We start from the raw sequence: 14,894 nt of genomic DNA on the forward strand, positions 1-14,894 counted from the left end.
GCTTACTAGTTTATTCGTTTCAGACCCGGCACCTTATTGGGCAGAGCCATATACTTCTAATTCGTTGATGCTCTGCGCCGTTCCTCCTGCAAAGTTTTCCAAACAACGGATACGGATGTAGCGTACTTTGGGCGCCTGTAAATCCACCTCCCAGTTGAAACCAGCTGCTGCCGTGGCTTGATCCTCTGCATTATCCGTACCGTACGGCAGGCCCGAGGGCTTCACGACCTCATAGCTGCCGAGCAGCGTCCAACTGGCATCCAATGCGCCTGACAAGGATGGGCTGGCCGAACCATAGATTTCAAATCGCTTCATGGTACTCAGGTAGTAGTAGCGCACACCTTCCGGAAACGGGCGTATCCAGATCCTACTGATCTGTGCCAGCGTCCCGGTATCAAAGGTAATCATGTGCGGTTGATCGCCTCCGTTGATCTGATGCGTAAAGCTCGTGTACGGCCAGCCCAAGCGACCGTCCCATGCGTATTGGAGCGCAGCACCATTGGTCACCTGCGGAGCGTCGCCCGGCAGTACAAACGTTCGAAACTTGCCGGGATCCAATTTTTCTTCAAAAATAGGTTTTACCGCCTTGAACAGCGTGTCCGAGTTATTTCCCCAACGGTCTTTCACATAGATCGCAAACTCTTGTTCCAGGGTATCCAATCCCCTGATTTTTGATACGATTTCATCTGTTTTGGTATAGACCGATTTAAAATTATCCCGTTCAAACTCGTTAAAGCTGTTTTTGCGCATCACGATGATGGAGATATTATCCCGTGTCGGATTAGCCGCCGATAGATTGTAACCCCCAAAGGCATTTACCACCTGTATAGACTCAAAAACCTTTCTGAAGGGAGCTTCCAGGGGTTTCACCTTGACCACCACCGGATCCGAAAGCACTTCGTTCCGACTGACAGCATACAGTGTAATATCGTGCTGTTCCGTGTCGGCAAAGCCTTCGACAAGAAGCGTATCAACAAAAATAGACGATTTTACCTCCGCATTTTCGCCCGTACCGTATTGATACACCGCCTTTACATACAGTAAGTTGGCATCTTTAGGCAGCTTATAGGTAATTTTTGCTTTTCCGGGCAGGTTGGTCACGGCTACATCCGTCACAACCCCCGGTTTTTCACTGTTGTCGCCATGCGGAGTCCGAAACTCAAGTTCCTGTTTGCAGGCCGTAGCCAGTACAAACAGTGCCAGCAAGGCAATATATCGAATGATGTTATGTCGTTTCATATTTGTATTCTTAATGAAGCATGCTTATTTCTTACCAGCCTAAATTTTCGACCAACAAAGGATTTCTTCTCGTTTCGTAATTCCCTATCGGCCATAGGTAATCGCGCGGAGCGATAAAGGTCTGGTTGAAGATTGTCTTTTCCACATTATAGGTCTCCAGGGTTTTCCCGATCATGGTGAAGCCCGTGATGTCCTTATTCAGCTCCTCGGCCGCTTGTTTCCACCGACGGAGATCCCAAAACCGCTGTCCCTCGAAGGCCAGTTCAATGAGGCGCTCACGCTGGATAATGGCACGAAGACCTTCCTGCGATTGATACTTAGACGGATTTCTGGAGAATGCTGTCCACGACGCAACGACACCTTGCAAACCTGCCCGTGTCCGGATAGGGTCTACATACTGTATGGCTTCGCTCGATCCGCCCTGCACTTCATTGAGCGCTTCGGCGTACGACAAGTACAGCTCCGCCAGGCGTATTTCCGGCCACGGGTACGTTTTCCATGTAGGCGCATTGGTGGTATTGGTGGTCGATTCCCAATGCACCAACTTCTTGATAAAATAGCCTGTTTCGTTCCAGTTGGTAAAATGTCCGAAGCCCGACCGTTCCGCGTTCTTCGCCTGCACATACATGCCCTCTTCATCACTTCCGTTGGTCCTTCCATCTTTCATGTACCAACGTCCGCCGTCAAAGCCTAAGCTTGCATAGAAACGCGGTTCGCGGTCATAGTTTAGGCGAGCCGTCACGTAGCCAGGTTCCACATAAAAACGTTCGCTCGCTACAGCCGTACGCGGCGCCATATAGTTGCCGAAATCTAACGTTTTATCCTCTTCGATCGGCACCCCGTTCTTGCTGTAGTACTGCTTCGCAATTTTAATGGGCGCACCCCACACCCCTTGCAACTGAAACCGGTCTACGTTGCTTCCCCGCGCCAGTGGCGGCATACACAATGCTTCGTTTACAAAATAGCTGTTGGACAGCCCCCATACCACTTCGGCGCCCCAGCGCTCGGTGACTGCGCTCCGAATGCTGATTTGTGTTTTCGTTTCTTCGCTCAGGTTCAGGCGGTCATTGGTGTAGGTATACAGCGCCGCACCATTCTCCTCGGCCATGTCAATAGCCGCTTTTGCAGCGTCGCGCGCTTTCTCCCACTTGGTTCCGTCGAACGTCGGATTGAATAAGGCTACCCCCTCTTTATCCCGTACGGCAGCATAATCCGCATTGCCATTAAACAGTGGAGAAGCAGCCAGCATCCATAACCGTGCTTTTACGGCCAGGGCAATGGCTTTTGTCGCCCGGCCAAGCTCCGTGTTTTCGTCTACGATGCGCGGAGGCAACTTGGCGGCTGCCTGGTCCAACAAGTCAGACATGTACGTCACACACGCATCGACAGGTTGGCGTTTGTAGTACAGCTCCTCTGGTGTAGCTGATTCTGGGGCATTCACGTCTACGATCGGAATTGGGCCATACATCCGAAAAAGATGGAAATGATAATATGCCTTTAAAAACTCCACTTCACCCAACCAACGTTCGCGCTCGGCAAGCGGCAGGTCAGGGACTTTCGTCTCATCGCCCACATTTTCCAAAAAGATATTGCAGTGGCGGATGGCTTCAAACAAACGTAAGTAATTGAATCGCCCATCGCCTCCCTTAAGGTCGCCTCCCCACTCATTGAACAGCGGAGCTCCGACATTTTGCTGTCCCTGTGCAATACGGAAAGCCGGATGCCAATGCACCTGATCATCCTGTGGCAGCCAGATCTCATCACCGGACATCATCCCCGCATTGAACCAACCGTCGCCGTGCTTAGGTAGATAAGCGTAGCACGTAAACAGGTATTTTTCAGCTTCTGTACGCAGCTTAAAGGCGTGTTCGATCACCGCAATATTGTCGGGCACAATGTCCAGGTACTTGGTACACGAATACATACCCGCTGTAGCAAACAGCAGGGCAAGTCCAAGAACTTTCGGTATGGAAGATTTTACTTTATTCTTTTTCATGGTTACGTACGTTAACGTTATAGATTAATTTGGACACCGAGATTGTACACCGACTGCAACGGGTAATTCATCCCTTTGCCGCGCATTTCCACATCCCACAGCTTAAACTGGCTCATCACAAACAGATTGGTTGCCGAAAGGTAAACCCGCGCATGTTGAATATGCCATTTGCGCAGTCCGGTAATGGTATACCCTAGATCGACACTTTTCAAGCGTAAGAATCCACCATTCCGCAGCCACCAGGTCGATTGTTGCGTATTGGAAGGAACCCGGTTGTTGCTCAGCCGCGGCCACATCGCGTACGAGTTCGGATTCGCTTCCGACCAATAATCACTCGCAATAGCGTTTAACAATCCGGTTTGGTAGCCATTGCTTTGATAAAAAGGTTGAATCTGTTGGGCATCGATAAAAAACGAATACCGAGCGGCGCCTTGGAAAAAGAAACCGAAATCCAGCTTCTTGTAGGCGAATGTCGATCCCAACCCGTAAATGATCTCCGGCTCCGTTGGATAGCCCAGTGCGACCATATCGTCGGTATTGATCTGTCCGTCCTGGTTGATATCGCGGTATTTGATGTCGCCGGCCCGTAGTTGGGCATCCGAGAACTGTAGCGGAGAATTGCTTACCTCTTCGTCGTCTATAAAGAGCCGTTCGGCAATATATCCCCATTGCTGATTAATGGAATACCCCTTCCGGGATAAGTATTGCAGTTCTGTGGGATACGGGAGCTCATCGATTCGATCGATTTTCGACGCGGCATAGGTAAATGTCCCACGAGCATCCATGCGGAAGCTTTCCGAGAAATTTTTCCGGTAGTTCATGGACACATCGATTCCCTGGGTACTTACCTTTCCATAGTTTGAAACGGGAATGGCCATCAATCCCGACGCATGGTCAATTCCGGAATTCGGCTGCAAAATATTGCTCCGCTTTTGGCTAAATCCTTCCACGACAATATCCAGTGCATTGGCAATGCCGATATCCAATCCGACATTCAGGACACGGGACTCTTCCCAGGTAATACCAGCATTGGCATAGCGGGATATGGATACCCCGTTCCGCGAATATACCCCGCTGCCATCATTCCGTCCGAAGGAAGCCCCATAAGCCGTATTGTTCAGGTTGACATTCGAGAGATAAAAGAAACGTTCGTTGGCATTACCAATCGCATCATTTCCGACAATACCATATGTAGCCCGGATTTTAAGGTTGGAGAAGACCGAACGCAGGGGTTCGAAGAATTCTTCTTCCGACAAGCGATACCCTACTCCAAACGATGGAAAGAAACCCCAGCGCTTGCTCTTGTCAAAACGTTCGGATCCGTTGTACCCGAAGTTAAATTCGGCCAGATACCGATCCTTAAACCCGTACGAGAAGCGCCCCGATACGCCCAAGTTCCGTGCAGGCAACGAGAGGATGACGTTGTTGGCATTGGCCGTTTCGTAGTTGGAGAGGTACGAGATCAACATGCCGCCTACAGCATGTTTCTCCTTAAATGTCCGGTTGTACGTCAGCGCTGCTTCTGCCCAAAGCCGAGAGTCGACATCCTTGGCGTCCTGTACATAATCTAAGTTCTCCCGGCCTACCGGCTGCAGGGAATTGACCGATCCATCATTCAACGCCCTCAAGCTGTAGGACTGATCCTGCGGGTTCACCATCGCCTCATAATAAAAAGGTATATAGTTCCGGTTGATCCGGTAATACGACATGCGCCGGAGGTATCCCATCGCCCGGCCAGACAATCCGGGCGTAATAAATGCCAGGTTCTGCTTCACCTCAATCTGCGGCATCAGATTCGATGTTTTGTACTGCTGATACCCTTTCACCATCTCAGCATAGGGGTTTACATACATTGTCGAACTCAGGCTTAGGTCAGAATTTCGCGTTTGTGCCGATCCAAATAACGGGTGTTCGATAAAGGGCAGCTTCGACGCCGGGTACACCGCGGGGAACATAACCGGATTCGCATTGAGGGCATTCCGATACGTCTGTTCACCCCCCGAGATCCGTTCGTTACGCTCATTGTATCCCCCAATAGGCCCCGTGTAATCGTCAAATTGCCCATACATACGTGCAATAACCGTCGTCGAATTGGTAACATTAAAATCTACGTTAATCCGCATCGAATAGTTGCTGAGACTGATGTTGCTGTTGAAGTCGTTTATCGGCTCCACGTTCAAGATCCCGTTATCCTTATTGTAGGTTCCCGCAATATAATAGCGAGCACGAGGCGATCCCCCTGTTACGTTTAGGTTATAGCCTTGATTAAAGGTGTATGGTTTGAGCAGCTGGTCAAGCCAGTTGTTGTTCGGAAACAGATACGGGTCCGCTCCGGCCACCGTGCTGTTAATCTTGTTCTGTGAGTACGGTTCCGCTGCCGTCGGATTTCGTGTCAGCACGGCTTCGTTGGCCATCCGCATATACGTGATGTTGTCTGCAAACTGAAAGTTCTTTGTATTGGAGGATACTCGGCCCTCTGCACGGAAGTTAAACTGCGGCGTTCCATCCTTACCCATTTTGGTATTGATCAATACCACACCATTGGCACCGCGAGCACCATACACTGCCGCGGCGGCAGCATCCTTCAATACCGAAAAGTCCGAGATATCATCCGGTTGCAGGCGAGCCATATCTGTCGGCGACGACTCGACTCCGTCGATCAGAATGAGTGGATCCATTTTTCCTGTTCCGAACGACGAAAGCCCCCGGATATAAAATGTGGAATTGTCGGTACCGAGTCCCGGTTCGCCACTGCTCTGGAAAGCGACCATCCCTGCTACCTGTCCGGCCAGGGCGTTGGTCAGGTTGGAAGAAGCCGTTTTCAAGTCTTTTACATTGACTGTGGTGATCGAACTCACCATGCTGGTTTTTTTCTGCGTCCCGCCGAAGCCCGTCACCGTGACCTCTTCGATGGCCGATTCGTCGGAGATCAGCTGTACATCGAGCTCCAGGACATTGTTTTTACCCACGGTTTCATTAGCTAGTTTGATGGTCTTCGGCTTAAAACCGACGGAGAAAAACGTGATGTCTGCTTTTCTGTCCGTTCGTAGGCTGAACCGGCCAAATCCGTCGGTAGACACCGTTTGCACAGACGATCCCACGACTTTAACGGAAACTCCCGGCAACCCGGCGGTCGAATCGCGGACTACCCCCTTCACCTCGATCTGATCCTGCGCATAGACGTCGGCAAACACCGGATTCAGCAGCGTGAAGCATAAGGTTAAATAAAATAGATACCTCATAAGTTAAAAATTAAATGGTTAGCGCTCTTGTTTAGCTGTTCATATTAGGCATAGTAATAGCTGTTTAAATGTTATAATAACATTTAAAAAAATGGAAAGTAAAGTTCCTTTAAGGCCTATGAAAAACTACTTACCTTTTGGTGTTAATGGTGCTAATACTTGTGTCTATTTTTTTTCGGTTTATAATATCTTATCACAAATATGATACAAAAAAATATAAATGTCAACAGTACGCTTAATTATTTTTTCATCGATGCTTCGCCACAGGGTCGGCAGCTGCTAAAAACCTCGTCTTTAGCAGTCTGCAGGAGCTTTTGAGTTTTCAGGAAGTAGTTTATTTTTCGTTCAAGGGTACAATTCGGGTTCGAACATCCTGTAAGGGCAGGACGCCGTTTCATCGTCGTAGGTACCTACGGGCGTATGGAATAAAAAAACGTTCGTCTAACGTTTAGGGAGCTTGTCAAACGTTAAGACGTCTGTTCCTCTTGCGTGGCGACCGACCACATATTGCCGGCGAAATCCCGAAACATCCCCCGTTTATCCAGCTCCCCTTCTTTGCGCACCGGCGTTTCCAATCCTTCGCAACCGTAGGCCAGCGCCTTTTGGTACACCGCATCCACATCGGCAACATACGCATGCAGGAGTGCCGGTATCGGCGGGTAATCGGTGTTCGCCTCAGCAAACATAATTACGGAATCGCCGAGTTTGACCTCTCCGTGGAGGACTTTCCCATCCGGGCGGTCAAAGCGCCGCAGCAGGCGCCCGCCAAATACACGTTCGATCAAATCAATCAGTTGGTCTGCCTCCTGCATCACGAGATACGGAGAAACAGCTTGATAACCATCAGGTTTAAATGTTCGCATCCTGTTTCTGTTTATGGAGCTTCCGCTTCCGTGTAACCTACTAAAGGAACCAAAAAACCGCGGGATGGTTCAAAAAAATCCCGATTCTGCTTACACATCAATTGCTTACCGTACGCTAGCCCGAGGTGCAACTAGCGCGAGGATGCAGCTCGCCGTGCTCCGGTAGAGGTATAATCAACTACAGGCACGAGTTAAAAACTCGCGCCAGCAACCTACATTACATACGCTAGCGCGAGCTTGCAGCTCGTGCTCGCTACATTAAACCACAATAATCGATTTATTTTAGTTTGGTAGGTTGACCATGCCGATAAACGGATAATCATCTATCGTTTCTAAGGCTTCCGTAATGGAGTAACACAATTGGTACGTTTGCTCCAGTTCTCTTTTAACTTGCGGGAAATCCTCTTTTTCTATTTTTTCAAAAATCCAAGTAGGTTTTAATGGGTCGGCGTTAAACGTAGTGATGATTGCGGTGTAGCCGTTACGTTGCGCTTCTTTAAGCCTATCTTTCGTTATTCGTGCTAAATCCATAGCAAACTAAGATACAAAAAAAAGATAAAAATAGAAAATGTATCCCGTTGAAGGCGTGGAAGCACGTTCGAATTTAGCTAGCGCGAGCTTGCAGCTCGTGCTCCGTAGAAATACAATCAGCAGCAGCCTATCACGTACGCTAGCGCGAGCTTGCAGCTCGTGCTCCGGTGAAATACAATCAGCAGCAACCCATTACATACGCTAGCACGAGCTTGCAGCTCGTGCTCTGGTAGAAATACAATCAACTACAACACATCACTTACGCTAGCGCGAGCTTGCAGCTCGTGCTCCGGTGAAATACAATCAGCAGCAACCCATTACATACGCTAGCGCGAGCTTGCAGCTCGTGCTCCGGTAGAAATACAATCAGCAGCAACCCATTACATACGCTAGCGCGAGCTTGCAGCTCGTGCTCTGGTAGAAATACAATCAACTACAACACATCACTTACGCTAGCGCGAGCTTGCAGCTCGATATATATCGCTAATCATTGAAAAACTTTGGTAAAATTTTTGCTTAAAAAAACAGAATAAACTAATTATGAACGACGCGTACAAACTGAAACTGCCCACACCGATCCGACGCATTACGGACATCACGGGCAAGCATTTTTCGCACTGCCGCTACCCCATACACGTTGCACAAAAAGCCACGCTGGTGGAGCTGGACAACGCACGGCTGATCCACCAGAAACTCCATTACGACGATTTTCGGATCGATACCTACCAGCTGGACGCGCACGAGGATTTCCCGATCGGCTACTGCATCGACCAGGACAGTATCTTCTTTAATTTTGTGCTCAACGGCTACGTAGGTTTCTTTACGGCCGAAGGCGAAACCATTCTCGAGGCCCCGCCCTGCACGTTTCACCTGTCGGCGCTGAAAACCGGACATTACAGCGCACGCTGCCAACCGGGGCAGTCCGCTGTCGCTATTGTCTCCGTGGCGCCGCACTGGATGGCATCTGCGGTAGACAAACGACCTATACTTGCGGAAGCCGTGCACGATCTCTTTCACTCCAACAGGCGCTTTGATACCCTTCCCTGCTACGCCATTGACCAGGAGATCCACACCTGGTTACGCGCCGTGCTCCACTTTAACATCGACAACGCCTTTCTCCAGAAACAGGCACTGGCCTATCATATGGGGCTAGGCCTGAACCATTACGAAGCACTGACCGCAGCTACCGGCATGGGCAAAAGCTACCTGGTGAAACGGCATATCGACACGGTAGGCTATACCGCTGCACTGAACATGGAGGCCCTGGCGCAGATCGTCTCCCTTTCCGAGCGCACCTTGCAGCGCAGTTTCCACAAATATTACGGCATTCCGATCCGTCAGTACCATGCCCAAGTGCGGCTAAGAAAAGCACAGGAACTTATCGAGCAGCAGCACATGCCGATCAAAAAAGTATGCGCGCTTATGGGGTATGGCGATGAAAGTTATTTTCGGAAAACCTTTAAAGAATTCCGGTCCCAAATAAGGCCATGTGGTCGGTTCAACCCATGGCAAGACGAACCAGCGAACAACGAATTTTGTATCTTGAACCGATGAACATTCACAGACACGCATGAAACAGAACGCATATGACGAACAGCCCTTCTTCGAACAGTATCAACAGATGAACCGTTCGATCAACGGACTAGCAGGCGCCGGCGAATGGCCCGCACTGAAAAAGATGCTCCCAAGTTTCGAGGGCAAAACCGTACTTGACTTGGGGTGCGGTTTCGGCTGGCACTGCCGGTATGCCCTTGAAAACGGAGCTGAGGCCGTCACCGGCGTCGATCTCTCCGAAAACATGCTCCGCAAGGCGAAGGCGATCAACGATCTCCCGGGGATCACCTATATCCGGAGTGCCGTGGAAGATATCACCTTTCCGGAACAGGCGTTTGATTGCGTGATCAGTTCCCTCACGTTTCATTACGTCCCAAACATGGACCTGCTGTGCGCGAATATCAGCCGTTGGCTCCGTCCGGGCGGCAGTTTCGTATTTTCCGTTGAACACCCCGTATTCACGGCCATGGCCGAGCAGGATTGGGCCTACGACGATACAGGAGCAAAAGCACATTGGCCCGTCGACCATTACTTTGAAGAAGGGAAACGGGAAACACATTTTTTGCAGCACAACGTCGTTAAATACCACCGGACACTGAGCACGTATTTCGCAGCGTTACTGGCCCATGGCTTTGCGATCAAAGGCGTTATCGAGCCGCAGCCAAGCGAAGAAATGCTAGCTCAGGTGGCCGATATGGCAGACGAGTGCCGGCGGCCTATGATGCTGATCATCTCTGCAGAAAAAACAGCACGCCCCCTTCCCTGATCCCTCGCTTTTTTCAAAAACAGGAGTTGAACCGACATTTTCAGCCTAAAAATGCGTGATTTTGTCGTTTCAACCCCTACCCTATGTTTGTCCTTCCCCCGAAATTTGTCTGTTATGGAATTCGAAAAAGGACAGATCGGCAACCCCATAGCGGTACACATCAACGGACGTAAAGACACGCGGTATTCTACAACCCATGCGCGCCCCGCCCATACCCATTTCCCGATCAGGGCGCGCCACGCTGACACGTCCGAAAACGAAGACACCAACTCGTTATTACACCCTCTATTATTTTGCTTTGGGTGTCGATACGTTTAGAGATCAGTGAAAGTAAAGAAACTATTTTCGTTTGCTCGAATAATGATGGAATTGTAATTTTTAACTCTTTAAGATCTTGTAGATCTAATTTTCCAGCTCCAATACCAGTACCAGTTACCATATTTAGAAGCTTAGTTTCATTAGCTAAAAGCCAATTTAAAATATAATCAATTATATGAATTTAACGTAAGAGACAGACAGAGTTTCATCAAATTTCTTGGTGTGTTGCGCCAGGATTTGCTCCAACATTCTGAAACCTGGGAAAACAAAACCTTACCTGATTTTCTGGAAGCTTTAGCGACATATACAGAAGATATCCAAGGATATTATGATAATACAAACGCAAATGTAGATGCTGAAAAAGCTGCTTGGTCAACATTTGCCGATATTTTCAGGGGAGCTAAAGTTTACGAGTAATAATACAAAATGTTCGCATATTTACGAGCGAAGAGCATTTACAAAATATACCGACGAAAACTACGGAATAACATATGAACATAAAGATTAGTGTCAATAGAGATTTGAATGCAGATGACGTTCTGCAACTTTACCAAGCTAATAAATGGACAGCAGCGGAAAAACCAAAACTGCTGATGAAAGCCCTCTTGAATTCGCATTCTTTGATCACTGCATGGGATGGTACAACATTAGTAGGTCTCGGCAATGCTATTTCTGATGGGTATCTCGTGGTATATTATCCACATCTACTAGTGCTACCCTCCTATCAAGGCAAGGGGGTTGGTCGTTTGATTATGGATAAAATGCAAGAGATTTATAAGGGTTTTCATATGCAGATGCTTACTGCTGACGGTAAGGCTATTGAATTTTATAAAAAGAACGGTTTTGAACGAGCAGGACAAACAGAGCCGATGTGGATCTATTCTGGAGGTGACCATTAAAGTATAGGAAATAGCAAAGTTCAAGCAAATATTGTCAGTAATAATGGAATGATACATACATTAGAAATATCATATAACAATTCCTTGCTAGATTCTAACCCACAAAGGAAGAGGAACTGGTTTTACTATTTATTTATGGGCAAACGTGCTGAATATAATAGATTAAAAAAACTTGCACGTGTTGCCTATTGGTGGATAGAAATTGACGATATAAATAATTCAGTTACAAGGAAGATTCCCTTTGATGTTTTTAAACATTCAATAAGAGGATTAAGTGACGCGAAACTAAATTTAAACTCCATTCAACCCGTAAAGGACATAGATATAGAGCTGTTTAACGATATGTGGAGTATATATGACAAACAAGATTTCAACGAACTTGTGCAAATACATTCCAAATACTTAAAAAACTGGAAAAGCACTGACAAATTTGATCCCCCCGTGTTTCCTTCAATAATAATTGATTTAAAAAATCCAAGAGACATTATTGAGCTAGAAACGATTGAAGAATTGGTAAACCAAGTTGATTATGTTGGGTATGAATGGAATGAATCAGAACGATTGATTGATTGATTCGAAAGGAAATATGTATAGCACCGAATACCTAAATTTTGGACATCCAGTTGGCGTTGTTTTACCAAACGAAATTGAAGGAAGTATCACGAACGAAGAATTAATCCTTTTAATAGGGAATAACAAACTTAACTTTAAAATTATACATTAAATTACTACCAACAACAAGGGTAGCTGTTGTACAACGATGATCTTCAAAGAATGGAGCTCAAATTGTGATTTATTAATATAAAATTGAAAAGAGTACTCTCAACACGTAAATAGAAATCTATGGAAGATAATTGGAGTAAATATGGATTTTCAAGTACTATGGGGCCAAAATTAAGGAAACTAGTGCAAAACCAACTTGCTGATGAAGTAAATACGAGGGTTTTCTCTGTAATGACCAGACAGAACATCATTGGGAGTATGTGATAGAAATGTAAAAATCAAATCTGTATTTGATAGTTAAAACTTGATGTATACTTTCATTTCAGAGTAACCTCCTACCGTAAACGTAGTTTTTAAATAATTTTAAATACAAACACACTGAAGTAATGGCTTATAACAATGAAACTGTCAATCGAGTCCGTGAAAGACTTGCCATGGAAGAAAATATTGAAGTTGAAGAAAAGGAAATGTTTAGCGGACTAGCTTTTCTTGTGAATGGGAAAATGTGTATCAATATCAGCCATGACAATCTGATGTGTCGATATAACGCTGAACTGGAAGATGAGGTTTCAACAAAGAATGGTTTCTTACCCATGATTATGAAAGGAAAGCAACTAAAGGGCTATTGTTATGTAGAACCTATCGGTTTTCAAAACCCCGATGATTTTGAATATTGGATAAAAATCTGTCTTGACTATAACCCAACTGCAAAAGCTTCCAAGAAAAAATGAAAAATGGAAACTGAGCCAATTACTTACTTTCGCTGAGCTGATACTTTCCGGCTGTCGCCACCATGTACTAAGGTAACACCGCTACCAATGAACAAAGAGTGAATACCCTTCCCCAAAATACCTGTGATTCCATAACTCAAATGTATTAGCCCAAAATAATGAAACCTATGCGCAGCATTGTATTCGACTAATAGGCACGAGCTGCAAGCTCGCGCCAGCGGAAAACGCACGCCAGCATAAATGACCCAATTAGTGGGTAGTCAGGACGATGCGTAAAAGCTCTGTATATGAAGATACTCCGCCTCTTCATCCTTTTTCGGTTCAGTAATCACTTTGCAGTTTTGTCTTGCCGGATATTTTCAACCTTTTATCGTAAAGCCAACTCATTATTCCACGGTTATATCGCGTGATAGTGAAAACATGTTTGTACATTTATCATGTGTAAACAGAAGGACATTCCATCGACGAAGGCTTGGTAGAGAAGAAGAAATTAGTCAAGTTTTGCAAAGGATGGGTTGTAAAAACAAACTGCAAGTATAGCCATAAAAACGACCATGAAACGACTCGTAAACTCCCCTTTGAAAATACTGGGATTATTAGCCATCGCGATCGGAATCTTGATTACAGTTCTGACATATGGTTACCTCATTGTTTTAGGCCTGATCCTAACCGGGGTTGGATTAACTTCGTACCTCATTGATTATGCGATTAGAAGCTTTTCAAAGAATAGACGAATCTTTTGGGCTGGGCAGGTTATATGTACAATGCTGTACATATCAACGTTCTTTGTGGCTTATATGGAATGGCAAGAACACAATAAGATCGTTTTCCCAAAGGAATTTAAAGGGCAGGCCGGTATTATTTTTGGCATCGAAGGTTATCCCGAACTGCCCAAAACAATGTTTTGGAAGAAGACAATTATCATCCCTGATGATGGGATACTCATCACCTCTACAAAAATGGAAGATGTTCCCAATATAGTTCGCTTTGCATTCTCCAACAATACAGAGATTGATCCTGAACACATCATTTGGAATCCTAATTCAGAAATGGACTGTATCGTTTCTGACAGTAAGATAGAAGCTTGGCTCTTTCAAATAGAAAGCGAGAGCGCAGCGGTTAAAGATCTAATGACTTCCTTGTGCAATGAAATAGCATCGAACAAGAAAACAAGCATGTATAAGAGTTTAGATCGTGCGATATCTTCAGATGGCAACGGTCAACATCTACGGCTTTTAAATAGAGACTTGACGTCACTTCCGGATGGCCTTGAAAAATTCAGCCTGTATGAGATAATATTGACTGGTAATAACTTCAATGATGTGCCTGAACAGATTCTTCAGATCACCTCCCTTGAACACTTGATTATGGCTGTTAATCCGATCATTGAATTCCCGTGCAAAATCACACAACTTAAACGCCTTAAAAGTGTCTCCTTTGCAGAGACAGGTATTAAACAGATCAATTGCGATCTTTCTCTATTGGACAGTTTGGAACATTTTGACTTATCAAGGAATGGGCTGGCAACATTCCCCGAGCGCATCAAATCGATACCAAATCTAACTTGGCTTTCTTTACACGATAATCAGCTTACCGATTTTTCATTTATCGATAGTCGATTAAGCAAGCTTGAAACACTTGATCTATACTCGAACAAGATCAAAAGCATGTCAGCGGAGACTAGATTTCTTGGAAATTTAAAGGAACTTTTACTATTTGATAATGAAATAGACCGCATACCGGACAATATTTCTGATCTTAAACATTTAGAAAAACTTGAAATTTGGGACAATCCAATTCAATATATTTCCCCAAATATATCCCGATTGACCAAGTTGAAAGCCATGCGGATTGATGACGATTACCTAACGCAGAAGGACAAGGACAACTTAAAAAAATGGCTACCAAACTGCAAGATCAGCTTTCAGACCCGGCGGGAAAAGAAAACTAATTAGATGCTAGTGTTCTTCGAAATAAGTTACTTTTCAGATAGAATCTTGCGTTCTTCGTCCTATTTTATAAACTTAAAAAT

13 protein-coding genes are annotated in these 14,894 nt (G+C 45.9%); 7 read left to right on the forward strand and 6 right to left on the reverse strand.

The annotated features are described in order from the left end of the window. Window positions 1–33: 33 nt before the first annotated feature. From ACFSR5_RS06160 to ACFSR5_RS06180, 5 genes are all read right to left on the reverse strand, one after another. Window positions 34–1,239, reverse strand: coding sequence for a DUF4959 domain-containing protein (locus tag ACFSR5_RS06160; RefSeq protein ID WP_380901782.1), 1,206 nt, complete (start codon window positions 1,237–1,239; stop codon window positions 34–36). A gap of 31 nt (window positions 1,240–1,270) precedes the next feature. After that, window positions 1,271–3,235, reverse strand: coding sequence for a RagB/SusD family nutrient uptake outer membrane protein (locus ACFSR5_RS06165; RefSeq protein ID WP_380901784.1), 1,965 nt, complete (start codon window positions 3,233–3,235; stop codon window positions 1,271–1,273). A 17-nt stretch (window positions 3,236–3,252) separates the two neighbouring features. Continuing rightward, window positions 3,253–6,477 carry a SusC/RagA family TonB-linked outer membrane protein gene (locus ACFSR5_RS06170; protein WP_380901786.1) on the reverse strand — a complete coding sequence of 1,075 codons (3,225 nt, stop codon included), beginning with the start codon at window positions 6,475–6,477 and terminating at the stop codon, window positions 3,253–3,255. A gap of 467 nt (window positions 6,478–6,944) precedes the next feature. Further along, a complete protein-coding gene (locus tag ACFSR5_RS06175) occupies window positions 6,945–7,340 on the reverse strand; it encodes a VOC family protein (protein ID WP_380901788.1) in 396 nt (131 codons plus the stop codon). 282 nt (window positions 7,341–7,622) lie between these two features. After that, entirely contained in the window at window positions 7,623–7,871 is a 249-nt protein-coding gene (locus tag ACFSR5_RS06180) for a hypothetical protein (protein WP_380901790.1), read from the reverse strand. A gap of 540 nt (window positions 7,872–8,411) precedes the next feature. Here ACFSR5_RS06180 and ACFSR5_RS06185 point away from each other — a divergent pair. Next, window positions 8,412–9,425 (forward strand): helix-turn-helix transcriptional regulator, encoded by a 1,014-nt coding sequence (locus ACFSR5_RS06185; protein WP_380901792.1) that lies wholly within the window; start codon window positions 8,412–8,414, stop codon window positions 9,423–9,425. 16 nt (window positions 9,426–9,441) lie between these two features. After that, complete coding sequence (locus ACFSR5_RS06190) at window positions 9,442–10,191, forward strand: class I SAM-dependent methyltransferase (RefSeq protein WP_380901794.1); 750 nt, start codon at window positions 9,442–9,444, stop codon at window positions 10,189–10,191. 226 nt (window positions 10,192–10,417) lie between these two features. Here ACFSR5_RS06190 and ACFSR5_RS06195 read toward each other — a convergent pair whose 3' ends face one another. After that, complete coding sequence (locus tag ACFSR5_RS06195; protein WP_380903181.1) at window positions 10,418–10,690, reverse strand: restriction endonuclease subunit S; 273 nt, start codon at window positions 10,688–10,690, stop codon at window positions 10,418–10,420. A gap of 26 nt (window positions 10,691–10,716) precedes the next feature. Between ACFSR5_RS06195 and ACFSR5_RS06200 the strand changes: the two genes are divergently transcribed. The 5 genes from ACFSR5_RS06200 to ACFSR5_RS06220 all read left to right on the forward strand — a co-directional run bounded on the left by ACFSR5_RS06200 (window position 10,717) and on the right by ACFSR5_RS06220 (window position 14,817). Next, window positions 10,717–10,926, forward strand: a complete 210-nt coding sequence (locus tag ACFSR5_RS06200; RefSeq protein ID WP_449325433.1) for a DUF7660 family protein — start codon at window positions 10,717–10,719, stop codon at window positions 10,924–10,926. A 74-nt stretch (window positions 10,927–11,000) separates the two neighbouring features. Further along, on the forward strand, window positions 11,001–11,408 hold the full coding sequence (locus ACFSR5_RS06205) for a GNAT family N-acetyltransferase (RefSeq protein ID WP_380901798.1): 408 nt from the start codon (window positions 11,001–11,003) through the stop codon (window positions 11,406–11,408). Window positions 11,409–11,543: 135 nt separating this feature from the next. Continuing rightward, window positions 11,544–11,981 (forward strand): hypothetical protein, encoded by a 438-nt coding sequence (locus ACFSR5_RS06210; protein ID WP_380901800.1) that lies wholly within the window; start codon window positions 11,544–11,546, stop codon window positions 11,979–11,981. Between the two features lie 536 nt (window positions 11,982–12,517). Next, window positions 12,518–12,862: a TfoX/Sxy family protein gene (locus ACFSR5_RS06215; RefSeq protein WP_380901802.1), complete on the forward strand. Its 345-nt coding sequence runs from the start codon at window positions 12,518–12,520 to the stop codon at window positions 12,860–12,862. Window positions 12,863–13,416: 554 nt separating this feature from the next. Next, complete coding sequence (locus tag ACFSR5_RS06220; RefSeq protein WP_380901804.1) at window positions 13,417–14,817, forward strand: leucine-rich repeat domain-containing protein; 1,401 nt, start codon at window positions 13,417–13,419, stop codon at window positions 14,815–14,817. Window positions 14,818–14,894: the final 77 nt, after the last annotated feature.

Source organism: Sphingobacterium suaedae (genome assembly GCF_042684625.1).
Classification (GTDB): Bacteria; Bacteroidota; Bacteroidia; order Sphingobacteriales; family Sphingobacteriaceae; genus Sphingobacterium; species Sphingobacterium suaedae.

Excerpts from the sequence above, each read along its gene's own strand:
- ACFSR5_RS06210 (WP_380901800.1), top strand. The coding sequence starts at position 11,544 with ATGGGCAAACGTGCTGAATATAATAGATTAAAAAAACTTGCACGTGTT.
- ACFSR5_RS06185 (WP_380901792.1), top strand. The coding sequence starts at position 8,412 with ATGAACGACGCGTACAAACTGAAACTGCCCACACCGATCCGACGCATT.
- ACFSR5_RS06180 (WP_380901790.1), bottom strand. The coding sequence starts at position 7,871 with ATGGATTTAGCACGAATAACGAAAGATAGGCTTAAAGAAGCGCAACGT.
- ACFSR5_RS06205 (WP_380901798.1), top strand. The coding sequence starts at position 11,001 with ATGAACATAAAGATTAGTGTCAATAGAGATTTGAATGCAGATGACGTT.
- ACFSR5_RS06170 (WP_380901786.1), bottom strand. The coding sequence starts at position 6,477 with ATGAGGTATCTATTTTATTTAACCTTATGCTTCACGCTGCTGAATCCG.
- ACFSR5_RS06215 (WP_380901802.1), top strand. The coding sequence starts at position 12,518 with ATGGCTTATAACAATGAAACTGTCAATCGAGTCCGTGAAAGACTTGCC.
- ACFSR5_RS06165 (WP_380901784.1), bottom strand. The coding sequence starts at position 3,235 with ATGAAAAAGAATAAAGTAAAATCTTCCATACCGAAAGTTCTTGGACTT.
- ACFSR5_RS06220 (WP_380901804.1), top strand. The coding sequence starts at position 13,417 with ATGAAACGACTCGTAAACTCCCCTTTGAAAATACTGGGATTATTAGCC.
- ACFSR5_RS06175 (WP_380901788.1), bottom strand. The coding sequence starts at position 7,340 with ATGCGAACATTTAAACCTGATGGTTATCAAGCTGTTTCTCCGTATCTC.
- ACFSR5_RS06190 (WP_380901794.1), top strand. The coding sequence starts at position 9,442 with ATGAAACAGAACGCATATGACGAACAGCCCTTCTTCGAACAGTATCAA.
- ACFSR5_RS06160 (WP_380901782.1), bottom strand. The coding sequence starts at position 1,239 with ATGAAACGACATAACATCATTCGATATATTGCCTTGCTGGCACTGTTT.